Genomic DNA, 14,487 nt, shown 5'->3' with positions numbered 1-14,487 from the left:
TTGCTTACTGTGGCCCCGCGCGCCGCGCAAGCCGCTCCGGACCTCGCGCCGCCGCTACGGCAGGGGCGTCGGGGCCGCGAAGTACTTGGTCACGGCCGCCTTGAACTGGCCGCCGTCGGTGGTGATGTAGGTCTGGTTGCCCGCCCCCACACCGAAGGTCGCCCCCACGCCCCCCGCCGCCACGAACTCGGGCACGTGGTCGAACAGGTACTTCACGCGGTTGTCCCGGTAGCGCCCGGCGCTGCCGCCGGGGGTCGCGCTCGGCACGCCGAAGGGCATCTGCCACCAGAGCAGCGGCTTGCCCACCCCCTGCGAGATGGACTTCGCCCAGGCCAGGTGCTCGGCGAAGTTGGGGCTCGTCTTGTTGGTGGCGTCCCAGTACCAGGGCCCGTCGTTGCGCTGGCAGTTCGGGTCCACGTGCGCCTCGAAGCAGCCCGCGTCCCGGTCCAGCGTCTCGATCACCACCAGGTCCGCTTCGCCCGCGCCCACCTGCGTCAGAAAGGTCGCGATCGCCGTCGCGGTGCCGGCCCAGCGCGAGGCGTGAAAGCCCACGACGGTCTTCGGCGCGTAGGTGCGCGCGAGCTTCACCAGACACCGGCCCACGCCCACGAGCGTCGCCGGCAGCGCCGAGCACTCCGAGGCGAAGGCCCCGACCTTGGCCGCCACCTTCGTCGGATCGCCCCCCGGGGCCTTCTGCTGGGCGAAGCCCCAGAAGTCCGCTTCGAAGTGCACGACCGCCGGCTGTCCGAAGGCGCCGAGCCGCTGGAAGAGCAGGCGCGCGCTCTCCCAGTAGGCCTTCATGTAGCCGTCGTTCGCGAGCGAGGAGAGGTTCCCCTCCCCCGCGGCCGCCATGCCGTAGAGCGAGAACATGGGCACCACGCCGTGGGCCCTGGCGGTGCTGGCCATGAGGTCCACGAAGCCGCCGTTCGCGTTCCAGTCGGGCCACCCGCCCTGCCCCTTCAACCCCGTGAGGTAGCAGTAGTGCAGGTCGAGCGTCACGCCGAGGGTGTAGGCGCCGTCCTTGTTGTGATCGGCGTCCAGGTCGTTGCCCATGCCGACGAGAAACCGCGCCGGTCGGCCGAGCTTCTTGGCCAGGGCCGCCGCGCTGGAGCTGCCCGCGCTCCCGTCCCGCGGGCCCGCGCCGTCTTTCGTCGCGCTGTCTCCCCGGGGCCCATCCGAGCGGGGCCCGTCGCCTCCCGCCCCGTCGCTCCCGGCAACCGGTCCGTCGCGGCGCGAACCGAGCTCGGTGCTCGCGAGATCGCCCGCACCGGCCGGACCGTCGGTCGAGCGAACGCTCGGCGTCTGGGAGCACGCCGCGAGCGCCCCGAGCAGCAGCGCGCCCAGCCTCGCCCGCGGGGAAGCACCAATCATTGGGGCCCGAAGTGTCGCTGGTGCTCGACCAGGATGCAGCGGTTCTCGACCACCGTCAGCCCCGCGGCCTGCGCCCGGAGCGCCGCCTCGGTATTGGCCACGCCGAGCTGCATCCACAAGCTGCGCGCCCCCACGGCGATGGCCTCCTCCACGATCGGCCCCACCTCGGCGCTGCGGCGGAAGACGTTCACGAGGTCGATCGCCCCGGGAACGTCCCGCAGCGAGGCGTAGCAGCGCAGCCCCTGCCACTCGCGCAGCGTCGGGTTCACGGGGATCACCTCGTAGCCCTGCGCGCGCAGGTACTCGGCCACGTGGAAGCTCGGCCGTTCCGGTCGGTCGGAGAGCCCCACCACGGCCACGCGGCGCACCTGCGTCAGCAGGCCTCGCATCTGCTCGCTCGACGGGTTGCGAAAGACGCGGCGCAGCTCGGGGGTCGCGCCCACCGCCGCCGGGTGACCCGGCCTCTGCTCCGCCGTTGCGTCGCCCGCGACGCTCGCCAGCAGCGCGCCGAACGAGAGTCCGATGCTGCCCCGAATCCACCTGCTCGCTCTCCGACGCATCCCGTCCTCCTCAGACCTGGCGGGCCGCCCGCTGCGGCTGCGGCTCCGCGCGATATTCGTCTACCGGCCACCCGCTGGCGACGACAGGACCTCCAGGAACTTCGCGCCCTGCTCGACGAGCGTCTTCTCGGGCAGGAGCGCCCGGAGCTGCTCCTGGTTGCGGGTCCCGCCCTCGCCGGGCTTCGCGGCGAAGAGCGCCACGCGCTCGCGACCGGCTCCTGGCAAGAGCTCCTCGAGCCTCCGCACCGCTTCCTTGTGCCGACGGAAGTACTTCCCGTCGCCCTGTCGGCCCCCCGGCGTCAGGAGCTCGTCTGCCACGCGGAAGGTGTTGCGCGCCGCCCAGAGCGTGCGCTCGAGCTTCGTGATCGCCTGCTGCACCTCGGTCGCGATCCCTTCGTGGCGCGGATGCCGCGCCTTGCGCGAGAGCGCCGCGTCGACCGCCTGGATCGCCGAGACCACCCGCTCGCGCATCGCTCCGATCACGACCTGCGGCTTCTCGCCCACGCGGTTGGCCCAGAGCAGGCTGGTGACCACCCGCTCCACGTCGTTGTCCACGCTCTCCCAGTGGCTCCCGGAGCGGTACGTCGCGTCGACGGTGCGATAGAGGTACTCGGTGGTCTGCCGCGGACCGAAGGCCTCCGCCACCTTGGCCAGATACGGCGCGACCGCCCGCTCGTCGGCTTTGGTGAAGGGCACGTACTCGTAGGCGTGCCCACCGCGAAGCTGCCGCATGGGGTCCTTCGCGGTGGAATGGACCATCGGCCAGACGGCCTGAGCCAGGGTGTGCAGGTAGAGCCAGGCCTGGGAGCGATCGGTCTGGATTGCCTCCGGAGTGAGCCGCACGCCCTGCGCCTCGAGCGCCTTCAGCGCGTTCAGCGTCCCGCGCACCTCGGTCCCCACGAAGCGCTGATCGACGAGGTACGGCAGGTGGCGGAAACGCACTCCCTCGGCCGCGGCGCGGACGTTGTCGGGGCCCTTGCGCCCATGCTGCACGAGCGTGGCGAGCTCCTGCTGGTCCGCGCTCAGGCCCGTCTTCGGGATCGCCTTGGCCACGCGATACCCGTCGAGGCTCTCGACCAGCACGAAATGCTTCTGCCACTCTGCCTGGCCGTACGCCTCTCCCTCGAGCACGGGGGTACGACGACGGCGCTGCTGGAGGCGGGCCCGCGCGGCCCCGTCGTCCTTCAGCTTCTCCGTCGCGTCGAAGAGCTGGTTCGGCTCGAGCTGCGCGATGACCTCGGGTGCAACGCTGCCTCGACGCGCGGCGATGCGCTCGCGCATCAGGGCCCGACCGACCGCGCGGTCTCCGGCGCGCTTCTCGAGGTCGCCGCGCAGGCGACGCCCGTCGGAAGTGACCCGCTTGTGTCCCTTGAAGGCCAGGGCGGGGGTGAGCCCCAGCGTGGCGATGGTGAGGAGCGCCGCCGAGAGCACGAGGCCGCGCGAACGATAGGTGGTCATGAGATCCTCCAAGGCCCGGGCCCGCACCGCGGGATGGCCTCCGCTAGTTTGGAATTCGTACGGCTCAGTCGCCGGCCGGCCGCGGCGCGATCCGCGCGAGGAGCTGGGCGTACTCCGCGGCCAGCGTCTGCGCACCCGTCGGGGTTGCGACCTGGTCCCCGGCAGCCGCGCCCGGCCCGGCCTGCCGCCGGTCGAGACGCTCTCTGCGCGCTTGCACAGACCCCGGCAGCCTCTCGGTGAGCTGGTAGAAGGCGTCGGACGCCTCTTCGAAGTACTTCCCGTCGCCGTTCCCTCCCCGGTTGCTCAGCACTTCGTCGGCCACGCGGGCCGTGTTCCGCGCCACCCAGAGGGTCCGCAGGAGCGCGGTCTGCGCCTGGGTCACCTCGGCGGCGATCCCCTCGGCCTGCGGCTGCGCCGCCTGGCGCAGGAGCGCGGCGTCCATGGTCCGGATCGCCGTCCGCAGGCGTCCCCGCACGTGGCCGAGGATCAGGGCCTGCCTCTCGGCGAGCTGGTTCACGTTGAAGAGCGTCGACACCACGGCGGTGACGTCGCCAGTGAGCGGCTCCCAGTAGCTCGACGGATCGTAGGTCTTGTCCACGAGCGCATAGAGCAGCTCGACAGACTGCCGGGGCGTGAAGGCCGACGCGATCTTCTTCGCGTAGGGGGCGAGGGCCCGCTCGTCGGCGCGCGTCGCGGCGGCGTATTCGTGCAGCCTGCCCCCGCGGAGCTGCTTTTCGGGGTCCTTCGCGTAGGAGAACGCGACGCGGGAGAACGCCCTCGAAAGCGTGACGAGGTAGAGCCAGGCCGAAGAGTTCTCGGTCTGAATGGCGGCCGGCGTGAGACGTACGCCCTGCTTCTCGAGGGCCTTCGCCGCGGTGATCGCCGCACGCACGTCGGTTCCTTCGAAGCGCTGATCCAGCCGATAGGGGAGCTCGCGGAAGCGGATCCCATCAGCGGCCTGCTGGTCGGCCTTGGAGCCCTTGCGACGCGCGAGGTTCACCAGCCGCAGCACCTCCTGCTGCTCCTCGGTGAGATTCTCCGTCGGGATGACCTTTGCGACGCGGTAGCCCTCCGCCCCGCCGCTGCGGTCCAGCACGAGGTGCTGCTCCCATTCGGGCTTCCGATAGGGGGTGTGGGCGAAGCGGGGCGTGAGCCGCCGGCGCTCTCGCTTCAGCGCGCCCTGCTTGCCCTCCTCCACGGTCCGCCGCTTCAGCTGGTAGTAGGTCTGCGCTTCGAGGGGCCGCGTTTCGGTCCCCGCCGGCCCGAGGTCGCGGGCTCCCTGGCGTGCCGCCGCCGAACCTTCGCCACCGGCGACGAAGAGGAACAGCGCGGCCCAGAGCCTCAGGCCGCGCGAAGGTTGCATCGTCATGGTCATCTCCGACTGTCGGACCAGCGGGTCCGAAAGCCGGATGAGCAAGCTCCGGACCATGAGCTAACGCGCCGGAAATACTCTTGCGACGGACCCGACTGCGAACGAAAAGCCGACTGACCTTCGGAGAGGAGGGGGGGCGACCAGATCGGCCACCCCTGGCCGGAAAGGACCTTCGCGCTACTCCACGATCCGCCGCGCGTGCGTGTACTTGTCCTTGTACCAGTCGGTCAGGGTGCCGTTCTGCACGCCGTTCTGCGGGGTAGGATTCGAGTGGATGAACTTGTCTCCCTCGACGAAGACCGCCGAGTGCGTGGAGGGGCCGCCGGCGGTCGCGGAGAAGAAGAGCAGGTCGCCGGCCTTCAGCGCCTCCTTGGCCCCGAGCTTGCGCCCCACGGTCTCCCCCTGGTTCGCCACCCCCGAATCGAACTGGATGCCGAGCCCGTAGTTGTAGACCCACGAGGTGAAGTTCGAGCAGTCGAGCCCGCCGAAGGCCGGGATGTGCGCGTGCATGTACGGCACTTTCCCGACGTACTTCTTCGCCACGGCCACCGCGCGGTCCCGCTGCCACTGGAGGGGGTCCACGCAGGCGGGAATCTTGGGCTTGGGGTACTTCGCGGCCCACGGTCCGCCTTCGTATTTGTTCCAGTCGGCCTTGGGGATGGGGCTCTGCGGCAGTTGATCGCGCGAGGCGAAGTCCGCCGTGAGCGAGGCCTCGTACTCCGCGGGGGAGAGCGTGCAGCCGGGACCCTGGTCGGTCTTGGCGCGGGAGTCGCCGGCCGCGCGGCCCAGGTCTCCGACGGGCAAGCGATACCCCCCGTCACCCGCCACGCCACCGTCGAGCCCGCCCTGGCTCGCAGCCCCATCGCCTTCGGCCACCGCCGCGCCGTCCGCTTCCCCTCGGCGCCGGCTGGGCCCCGCATCGCAGGCGGCCAGGCCCGAAAGCAACACGACCAGCGCGCGGGTCCCGTAGGACCCAAGGGCTCGGGCGAAACGACGACGGGTAATCATGGTCCAATGAGGGATATGCACGCTGCAGGCCACGCTAGCAGGTCCGGCCGCCGATCGTGATGTCACAGGGTTGCGCTCGATACCGCCGGTCGCCGAGGCGGTCGAATCCCAGGGGCGGGTGGCCAGAGTCTCCAGCGGTCCGGTGGAGGCCGGGGCCTCGACAAACGGCATCGCGCCCACCACCCCCCTCAGAGCCCCGACGGTGGAGTCGGCGTCGACGGGGCGGTCGGCGCCAGCGGGGACGGCGCGGCCCTGAGCTCCGCCGGCAGCGTGAAGACCACGTGCTCGTCCACCGTGTCGCAGAGCTCCACCTCGGTGGCGCCGAGCTCCTTCAGCCGCTCGATGACCCGCTGCACGAGCACCTCGGGGGTCGATGCCCCCGACGTGACGCCCACCGACGAGACCCCCGCGAGCCACTCCGGCCGCAGCTCCGCCTCGCTGTCGATGAGCTGCCCGGCGATGCCGCGCGCCTGCGCCACCTCGACCAGGCGCTTCGCGTTCGACGAGTTCTGGCTGCCCACGACCAGCACGAGGTCCACCTTGGTGGTGACCTCCTTCACCGCGTTCTGCCGGTTCTGCGTCGCGTAGCAGATGTCGTCCGAGGGCGGGAGCTCCAGGTTCGGGAAGCGCCGCTTGAGGACCGCCATGGTGCCCGCCGCGTCGTCCATCGAGAGCGTGGTCTGCGTCAGCACCATCATCGGCCGGTCGGTCGGCAGCTCCACGCGCTCGGCGTCGGCCGCGTTCTCGACCAGCGTGATCTCCTCGGGCGCGTGCCCCAGCGTCCCCACCACCTCGTCGTGCCCCTTATGCCCGATGAGCACCAGGTGGTAGTCCTTGCCCACGTAGCGCAAGACCTCGTGGTGCACCTTCGCCACGAGCGGACAGGTGGCGTCGATCGCGCGGAGCCCCATCTCCTGGGCCTGGCGCGGCACCTCGGGGGAGACGCCGTGCGCCGAGAAGATCACCAGCCCGCCGCGCGGCACCTCGACCAGCTCCTCGACGAAGACGGCGCCCTTCTTGCGCAGGTCCTCGACGATGAAGCGGTTGTGCACGATCTCCTTGCGCACGTAGACCGGCGGGCCGAAGCGTTCGAGGGCCAGCTCCACGATCCGCACGGCGCGATCCACGCCGGCGCACACCCCCCGGGGACGCGCGAGCACGACTTTCATCATCACCTCCCGAGGGAAACGCCTCCGACGGCTCCGCCCGCCGCCTCCGCGGCCGCGAGCGCCTCCTGACGGTAGCGGTCGTAACGCCGACGCAGCGCCGCGTCGTCGAGAACGTGGGCCTTCGTGTATTCGATGATCTCGGCCACCTCGTTACGGTCGATCTTCGGCACGGCGTCGCGGGCGCGCGCCACCTCGCGCAAGGTCGCCGCGGCCATCCAGAAGGCCCAGAGGCAGAAGAGCCGCATCCCCGTCCCGTCGGAGGAGGCCGGCAAGGCGAGGGTGTAGGCCTCCGCCGTGTCCAGGTGCCCGAGCGTATGGCGCACGAGCTCCGCCAGGTGGGCCGGAGAGAGCGGACCCGCCTTCTCGCCCGCGGCCAGCCATTCGCGCGCGAGGAAGCTCACCCCGCGCTCCACGTCCGTCACGTGGTCCTTGAGGATGTTCGTGAGCTGCAGCGCGAGGCCGAAGCGTCTCCCCTCCTCGGCGCGCTCCGGGGCGGAAAACCCGTTGCCCGCCCCGAGGTGCGCGTCGAAGAGCCGCGTGAGCATGAGCCCCACCGTCCCGGCGACGAAGTGACAGTAGCGCTCGAGCTCCGGCAGGTCGGCGCAAACGTAGACCACCCCGTCGACGGCCGGGCGGTGGATCATCTGCCCCATCCCCTGCATCATCTCGCGCGCGCAGTCGGCCACCGCCGCGCGATGCGACGCGGGCAGCGTGCCGTAGGCCGTCATCACCGTGCGCGTGCCGCGCATCAGCGTCTGGTACGGGCTCGCCGGATCGTCGGGCCAGGCGTCGTCGAACGCGGCGAGGGCCTGGGCGTCCGCGGGCTCGTCGAGCAGGCGCTCGAGCAGCTTGAAGAGGTGCCGCCGCTGCGGCTCCGTCACGTCCGGACGGTCCTCCACCGTGTCCGCGATGCGGCAGATGAGATAGGCGCAGCAGACGCTGTCTGCGAGCCGACGGGGCAAAACGGGGATCGTCAGCGCAAAGGTGCGCGACACATCGGGGAGGATCTGGTGGCAGAAGGGCCACGGATCTTGCTCGGCACCTCCCTGCGCGCTCGTCACGCTCGTCACGCTCATCGACCTCCCTCCACGCGGATGCGCGGCTCGCGGGCCACGCGCCCGGCCGAACCGCGGCGCAGCATACACACCGGACCTGACCCCTTCAACCGGCGAAGGCGCCTCATGACGCGACGCGCTGGCCAGGCGCCTGCTTTCCTTATATATAGGCGCCATGATGACCGACGAGCAGGCGAAGACCGTGAAGACCGACGTGCTCATCGTCGGTGGCGGCCTGGCCGGCCTGACCTGCGCGGTGGGCCTGCGGGGCAGCGGCCTGAAGGTGACCGTGATCGAGCAGGACAGCCGGCTCGGCGGACGCGCGCAGAGCTGGACCGAGCCCACCACGGGCGACCCGGTCCACATCGGCCCGCACATCCTGCTGAACCCCTACCCGAACATGTTCCGGCTGCTCGACCGCCTCGGGACCAGCCACAAGGTGATCTTCCAGCCCGCCGGCGAGTTCATCTTCCTCGTCGACGGCGCCAAGGAGCTGCCGATCCGCGCCGCGCCGCTGCCGTCCCCCTTTCACCAGATGCCGAGCGCCTACGTGGACCGGGAGCTCAGCACCTGGGACCGGCTCAGCACCATCCCCATCACGGCCTTCGCGCTGCAAGCCACCGAGGACGAGATCCTCTCCTTCGACGACCGCCGGGCCATCGACGTGCTGCGCGAGTTCGGCGTCTCCGAGGCCTTCATCGAGCGCTTCTGGCAGTTCACCGCGCTCGCCATCTTGAACGTGCCCCTCGAGCAATGCTCCGCCGCGGCGCTCCTGCGCTTTCACAAGCACCTCACCGGGCATCGCTCGCTCGGCATCGGCTTCTCCGACGGAGGCCTCGGTGACCTCTTCGCTCCCGCGGCGAAGGCCGCCATCGAGCGCGACGGGGGCGAGGTCTGGCTCTCCTGCCCGGCGCGCGCCTTCCGCGGCACCCCCGGCCGCGTCACGGGGGTGACCCTCGCCGACGGACGGGCGATCGAGGCGCGCCTCACCGTCGGCGCGGTGCCGCCCCAGGCGCTCCACGCGCTGCTGCCTGCCGAATGGCGCGCGCGGCTGCCCGAGTTCGAGGCGCTGAGCCAGCTCGAGCCCTGCCCGTACATCAGCCCGTACCTCTGGTTCGATCGCAAGCTCACGCGGCGTCCCTTCTGGGCCCGCTATCGCTCTCCGCGCAGCATCAACTGCGACTTCTACGACTTCTCGAACATCTACCGCGGGTGGCGCGACCGTCCCTCCTTCATCGGGACCAACATCATCAACACGCGGCGGCTGCCGGCCATGACCGACGACGAGGTGATCGCGTCGGTGATCCGCGAGATGAGCGAGTACCTGCCCGAGGTAAAGCAGGCCAAGCTGCTTCACGCGGTCGTGCATCGCATCCCGATGGCCATCCACTGCCCGCATCCGGGGAGCGAGAAGCTGCGCCTCCCCGTGCGCACCTCCATCGCGGACCTCTTGCTGGCGGGGGACTGGGTACGCACGAACTTCCCCGCGTCGATGGAGAGCGCGGTCTACGCCGGGTGGCGCGCCGCCGAGGAGATCCTCCGGCAGGTGGGCCGCCCGACGGAGCTCGCGTGGTTCGACCCGCGCATCGATCGCTCCGCGCTCCTCACCGGCCACACCTGGAACTACCTGCCGACGATGCGCATCCCGCGCTTCTGGCGTAAGCACTTCGCCATCCGCTGAGCCGTGACAGTGCGGCGCTCGCGCCTTGAGCCCGCCGGGCCTCCGCGATAGGCTTCTCGGACGCATGTCCTTCGATCGGCTTCGCGTCCGGGTTCTCCTCGCTGGGCTCCTCGCCACCGGCTGCGGAGACCTCGCGCTCGAGGACGTGGCCCCCGAGAGTATCCCGGCCGTCCCGACCTACGCGGTGCACATCCAGCCGATCGTCAGCCACTACTGCGTGCCCTGCCACTCGGAGACGACCCGACCCGGCAAGCGCGGCGAGGAGAGCGATCAGAACTACACCACCTACGAGGGCACCGTGGCGGGCTACCACGGCATCGAGACCAACGTCCTCAAGAAGGACAAGATGCCCCCCGGGGCCGCGCGCCGGGTCACGAGCTGGGAGAAGGCGGTGCTCGTACGCTGGAGCAAGGTGGGGTATCCCCCATGAGGCTCGCGCGTGCGCGTTGGCGGCGAGTCGGGGCGCGCTTCGCCGTGGCGGTGCCGGTCGCGCTGGCGGCGCTGCTCCTCGCGGTGAATCGGCCCACCAGGCGCGCGGTCGACCTCGTCCCCCGCGCCGAGGCTCTGCCGCTCTACGGAGCGCGCGAGGGCCGCACCTGCGACAACTGCCACACGGTTCCGAACGCCTGGAAGAACCCGCGCCTGCGCGAGCGCAAGTGCAACCTCTCCTGCATGACCTGCCACGTGAATCCGACCGGCGGCGGGCTGCGCACCGTCTCGGGCCGCTTCTTCGGCCAGAGCACCTTGCCCATGCTCTACGCCTCGCACCGCGGCTACAAGGACTGGAACCGGCACCTCTTGAAGTTCCTGAACCGCGAGCAGGTGCGGCGAAACCGCCTCCCCGACCTGGCGTGGGGGCGGCCGCTCGGCAAGCGCTCGAAGATGGCCTTCGATCAGGACCGCTACGCCGGCCTCCGCGCGGATCCGCTGCTGCTCCTCGGCCTCGACCTCCGTCTCGCGAGCTGGTTCGTCGAAGAGAAGGTGAACGTCTTTCCCATGCAGCTCGACACGCACCTCGCGCTGCACCCGGTGGAGCACCTGACCGCCTCGGTGACGGCCGGCGTGCTGGCCAAGTCGAAGAGCTTCGCCGCGACCTTCGCCGAGCACGTGCCCTTCATGGTCAAGGACGTCTTCCTGATGCTGCACGAGCTCCCCTTCCGGAGCTACGTGCGCGTGGGGCGCTTTCTGCCCCCCTTCGGCACGCACCTCGACGACCACACCTCGCCCATCCGGCGCGACTTCGAGCTCGACCTCGGGATCCTGGAGAGCCGCGTGACGGGGGTGGAGGTCGGCTTCGCGCCGAACTACCCCTACTTTCATCTGGCGGTCTTTCGACCGGGGCCGAAGGAGCACGTCCCGACGAGCGCCGTCGACGAGACGGGGATGCCGCCTTTCGTCGGGGTGAAGGGCTGGGGCCTGGCGGCGAGCGCGGGCTGGCGCGACCTCGGCTGGCAGCTCGGCGTGAGCGGCATGGTGCGCGAGCGCAGCTCCCTCGACGGCGGCGACACGCGGAGCCTGAGCCTGCAGTGGGGCTTCAACCCCTGGTACTTCTCGGACCGCGTGCCGCTCACGTACCTCGGGGAGCTGGCCTTCGGCTCGCACCAGCGCGAGCTCTCGGACAGCCACGCGGCGCAGCTCGCGCTCTACCAGGAGCTCGACTACCTGCCCTTCAACGGGCTCAACCTGCGGGTGAAGTACGATCTCTCGGACCCCGATCTGCGCGTGGCCGGGGACCAGGTCCACCGCGTGAGCTGGGGCGGCGACTGGATTGCGCTCCCCGGCCTTTCACTCACGGGCGAGGTGCGCTGGCGGCGGAGCGGAGGCGGCGGCACCACCAAGGTCACGAGCGGCCTGGACGGCATGCTATACGTCCGCGCATGGTACTGAGCGCGCTGAACGTCCTTCGGGTCGCACCCCGGGGCTTCTGGGTGCTCGCGCTCCCCCTCCTCACGGCGTGCGGCAGCACGGCACCCGCCGGGTCGGATGATGCCGCGAGTCCGGCACGCACGGACCTCGCCGCCTCGACGGAGCTGCGGTCGCGTCTCGGCCGGCGTCATCTACCGCTACATTCGTCGCATGACTGCATCATCTAATGGTACGGCTCACCACGGGCCTCGCGCTGCTCCTGCTCGGTAGCTGCAGTGCGAAACCGGCGCACGAGGACGGCGGCCAGGCTGACGGTGCGCTGGCCACGGACCGCCGGACCATCGACAGCTCCCCCGCGGCTCCAGATCGACCTGCAGGGTCTATCAAGCGCTGAAGGCCCAGGCGCGTAGGACTCGCGTGGCCGCGATCTTCGACGGGGCCTGCGCGATCACCCCGCGCTGATTCAGCGCCTGGGCGGCCTCGCCGCGACGAGGCGCGGCCAGCACGACCAGCGCCCCACGTCCGCGGGCCGGCTCACGGCGCCACCGTCTGCCAGACGAAGCCCTGGCGCGGCAGGGAGGGACCCACCGGGGTCTTCACGCCGTCGAAGGTCGTCTCCCCGAGGTAGGAGCCGGTCACGGTCATGACCTGGCCAGCGCTACCGAGCACGTCTCGGGCGGTGACCACACCCCGATCCGTCGCGACGGCGGTGGTGACCCAGACCGGCTCGGCCTTGCCGTCGTAGCGCGTGACGAAGAGCGCGCCCCCCTCTGGCGCACCTCTCGCCGTCACCGGCCCGAGGCGCCAGCTCGAGCCACCGAACCGACCGGCCACGAGCACCCCGCCTCGACCGTCGGGCGTGACCTTGAGCGGCAAGGGGTCCACCTCCGGCGCGCCGTCGGTGCGCGCTCCGACGAGCACACCGTCGCTCGAGAGACGCGCGAGCAGGAGGTCGCCCCGCGTTCCCTGCGCCGCGAGCGACTGACCCGCGAAGGTCGCCGGGCCGACGAACCGACCGACGGCCCATACCTCTCCCGAGACGTCGCGGGCGAGGTCGGTGAAGCGGTCGTCCCTGGGACCGGTGAGCACGCGGTGCCAGAGCAGGCGCCCGTCGGCCGCCATCTTGAGCAGAAGCCCGTCGCCCTCATCTATCGTAGCGCTCGAGCCGCCCTGACTCTTGAGCACCGCGCCGTCGATCCGGACCTCGCCGATGAAGGCGCAGGCGAGATAGGAGGCTCCGTCCCCGTCCACCACGAAACCCTCGCAGCGCGTGTTCTCTACCGGACGGTGCAGACTCTCCTGCTTGCCGTCGGCACCGAGCCGCACGACGAAGACGCGGGATGACGCCGTGGGCGCGGGACGAGGACGCCGCCGCGGGGGCGCCTCGGCGAATCCAAGCTCGGTCTCGGAGGTCCCGGCCGCGTAGACACCTCCCCGCAGACCGACCGCGAGCCGCGTCACGCTCGAGTCCACCGCGCTCGCCCCCACGCGCACCCACCGCACACGGCCGTCGCTCGCGTCGAGCCGCGCCACGAACGCGTTCTGGCCGGAGAGCGAGCGCGCAGGCTGCCCATCGAAGTCCACCTGCGTCGAGATCGCGCCGCCGAGGTAGAGCTCGCCGGCCGTCCCGAGCACCATTGACACCACGGTGTCGTGGTCCGATCCCCCCCAGGTCTTGACCCAGCGGAGCTTCCCGTCGGCGGCGTAGCGCGCGAGAAAGATGTCCTGCTCCCCGACCGCCTTGAGCTGGCGGTCACCGAGGCGCGCCTCGCCGTAGAACGTGCCGGCCACGAACAGGTCCCCCGACCGATCGCGCACGAGCGCCACTCCGCTCGAATCGTGGTAGTCGGTCGGGTTCACTGTCGCGACCCACGCCCCCGGGGCTGGCGCGCCGCCGTCGGCGCGAGCAGTCGCGTCCGACTTCGCCGGCTGGCCTCCGTCGACGGGAAAAATCTGGGGATCGTCGCAGCTCGACAGCCACGCCAAGCAGCCGGCGAGGACTAGAGAGCGCGCTCGAGGATACTGGTTCAAGGTCGTCCTCCTTGCGCGTCGAATGGGCGGCACGCAGTCGTTGGAGCCGCGCAGCGAAGCTAGACGCGAGCGATCGTGGCCCAGGTGACCCGATTCAGTCCAGGAAGTCGGCCACCCAGAGGGTGCTCTTGGCCGTTCCGTAGAGGGTGAGGCGCACGGCGGCGCGTCTCCAGGCCGCGGCGAGCGCGAGCGCCCGGGAGCACACGCGGGCGGTGGAGGTGGATCGGTGCCGCGGGGAGGGGGGCGTTTGTTTGTTGTGTTTGTGTGTTCGTGCAAGGACATCTCTTGACGTCAAACCAGCGTTCTGCTAGTATTGGCCTTATTCATGATGGCACGCAAACACGAATCCTCCTCGGGAGGTGACCGGTCTTCGGGCACACGTTCGCCGGCGGGTTCTGTGCAGCAGCTTCCGTTGCCTATGCGGGAGGCGAAGGGGTGGGGTGGGAAGCGTACGGGTGCGGGGCGGAAGAAGCAGCCGGGGAGCGGCTTGCCGCATCGGGCGCGACCGCTCCTCGCGAGCCGATTCCCGGTGCACGTCACGATGAAGGTGGTGGAGGGGCTGCCGAACCTGCGGAGCAAGAAGCAGCTCCGGGCGATCGAGAAGGCCTTTGTGAAGTCGGCGGGGCGGTTCGGCCTGAACCTCGCGCACTACTCGATCCAGAAGAACCACCTGCACCTCGTGACGGAGGCCAAGGACCGGGAGGTGCTCATGCGAGGCCTCCGCGCGCTGGCGATCCGCCTCGCGCACGCGCTCAACCGCACGGCGGGCCGCAAGGGGCAGGTCTTTCGGGACCGCTACCATCAGCACATCCTGCGCACACCGAGTGAGGTGCGCGCAGCCCTCGCCTACGTACTGAAGAACGCTTCACACTGCACCTCCTCGCTATTTGGGCGGAATCGTAAGGGTCAGCTGCTC

The 14,487-nt window shown here is 70.6% G+C and carries 12 protein-coding genes; 4 read left to right on the top strand and 8 right to left on the bottom strand.

All coding sequences use genetic code 11. From position 1 onward, the window contains the following. Nucleotides 1-54: 54 nt before the first annotated feature. The 7 genes from IT371_19515 to IT371_19485 form a co-directional block, all read right to left on the bottom strand. Nucleotides 55-1,371, bottom strand: coding sequence for a hypothetical protein (locus tag IT371_19515; GenBank protein ID MCC6749863.1), 1,317 nt, complete (start codon nucleotides 1,369-1,371; stop codon nucleotides 55-57). Continuing rightward, nucleotides 1,368-1,760 (bottom strand): CoA-binding protein, encoded by a 393-nt coding sequence (locus IT371_19510; GenBank protein MCC6749862.1) that lies wholly within the window; start codon nucleotides 1,758-1,760, stop codon nucleotides 1,368-1,370. The genes IT371_19515 and IT371_19510 overlap by 4 nt, the downstream gene beginning before the upstream one ends. Nucleotides 1,761-1,991: 231 nt before the next feature. Next, the gene (locus IT371_19505) at nucleotides 1,992-3,389 is read right to left on the bottom strand and encodes a hypothetical protein (GenBank protein MCC6749861.1); all 1,398 of its coding nucleotides are present in this window, start codon (nucleotides 3,387-3,389) and stop codon (nucleotides 1,992-1,994) included. A gap of 64 nt (nucleotides 3,390-3,453) precedes the next feature. Beyond that, nucleotides 3,454-4,758 carry a hypothetical protein gene (locus tag IT371_19500; protein MCC6749860.1) on the bottom strand — a complete coding sequence of 435 codons (1,305 nt, stop codon included), beginning with the start codon at nucleotides 4,756-4,758 and terminating at the stop codon, nucleotides 3,454-3,456. A 180-nt stretch (nucleotides 4,759-4,938) separates the two neighbouring features. Next, on the bottom strand, nucleotides 4,939-5,769 hold the full coding sequence (locus IT371_19495; protein MCC6749859.1) for a C40 family peptidase: 831 nt from the start codon (nucleotides 5,767-5,769) through the stop codon (nucleotides 4,939-4,941). A gap of 188 nt (nucleotides 5,770-5,957) precedes the next feature. After that, complete coding sequence (locus IT371_19490) at nucleotides 5,958-6,941, bottom strand: 4-hydroxy-3-methylbut-2-enyl diphosphate reductase (protein MCC6749858.1); 984 nt, start codon at nucleotides 6,939-6,941, stop codon at nucleotides 5,958-5,960. Beyond that, nucleotides 6,941-8,014: a squalene/phytoene synthase family protein gene (locus tag IT371_19485; GenBank protein ID MCC6749857.1), complete on the bottom strand. Its 1,074-nt coding sequence runs from the start codon at nucleotides 8,012-8,014 to the stop codon at nucleotides 6,941-6,943. Before IT371_19485 ends, IT371_19490 begins: the two co-directional genes overlap by 1 nt. Nucleotides 8,015-8,168: 154 nt before the next feature. Here IT371_19485 and IT371_19480 point away from each other — a divergent pair, with 154 nt between their 5' ends. The 3 genes from IT371_19480 (at nucleotide 8,169) to IT371_19470 (ending at nucleotide 11,561) form a co-directional block, all read left to right on the top strand. Then, nucleotides 8,169-9,674: an FAD-dependent oxidoreductase gene (locus tag IT371_19480; protein ID MCC6749856.1), complete on the top strand. Its 1,506-nt coding sequence runs from the start codon at nucleotides 8,169-8,171 to the stop codon at nucleotides 9,672-9,674. Nucleotides 9,675-9,738: 64 nt separating this feature from the next. After that, nucleotides 9,739-10,104 carry a hypothetical protein gene (locus IT371_19475; protein MCC6749855.1) on the top strand — a complete coding sequence of 122 codons (366 nt, stop codon included), beginning with the start codon at nucleotides 9,739-9,741 and terminating at the stop codon, nucleotides 10,102-10,104. Beyond that, nucleotides 10,101-11,561 carry a hypothetical protein gene (locus IT371_19470; protein ID MCC6749854.1) on the top strand — a complete coding sequence of 487 codons (1,461 nt, stop codon included), beginning with the start codon at nucleotides 10,101-10,103 and terminating at the stop codon, nucleotides 11,559-11,561. The genes IT371_19475 and IT371_19470 overlap by 4 nt, the downstream gene beginning before the upstream one ends. A 513-nt stretch (nucleotides 11,562-12,074) precedes the next feature. Here the strand turns inward: IT371_19470 and IT371_19465 are convergent. Then, on the bottom strand, nucleotides 12,075-13,571 hold the full coding sequence (locus tag IT371_19465) for a hypothetical protein (protein ID MCC6749853.1): 1,497 nt from the start codon (nucleotides 13,569-13,571) through the stop codon (nucleotides 12,075-12,077). Nucleotides 13,572-13,989: 418 nt separating this feature from the next. Between IT371_19465 and IT371_19460 the strand changes: the two genes are divergently transcribed. Then, the coding region (locus IT371_19460; GenBank protein MCC6749852.1) for a hypothetical protein at nucleotides 13,990-14,487 on the top strand (498 nt) is incomplete at its 3' end.

This window comes from Deltaproteobacteria bacterium (assembly GCA_020848905.1).
Lineage (GTDB): Bacteria > Myxococcota_A > Polyangia.
Note: the sequence above shows the minus strand (reverse complement) of the source record. Positions and strands in the feature narration are given on the sequence as shown.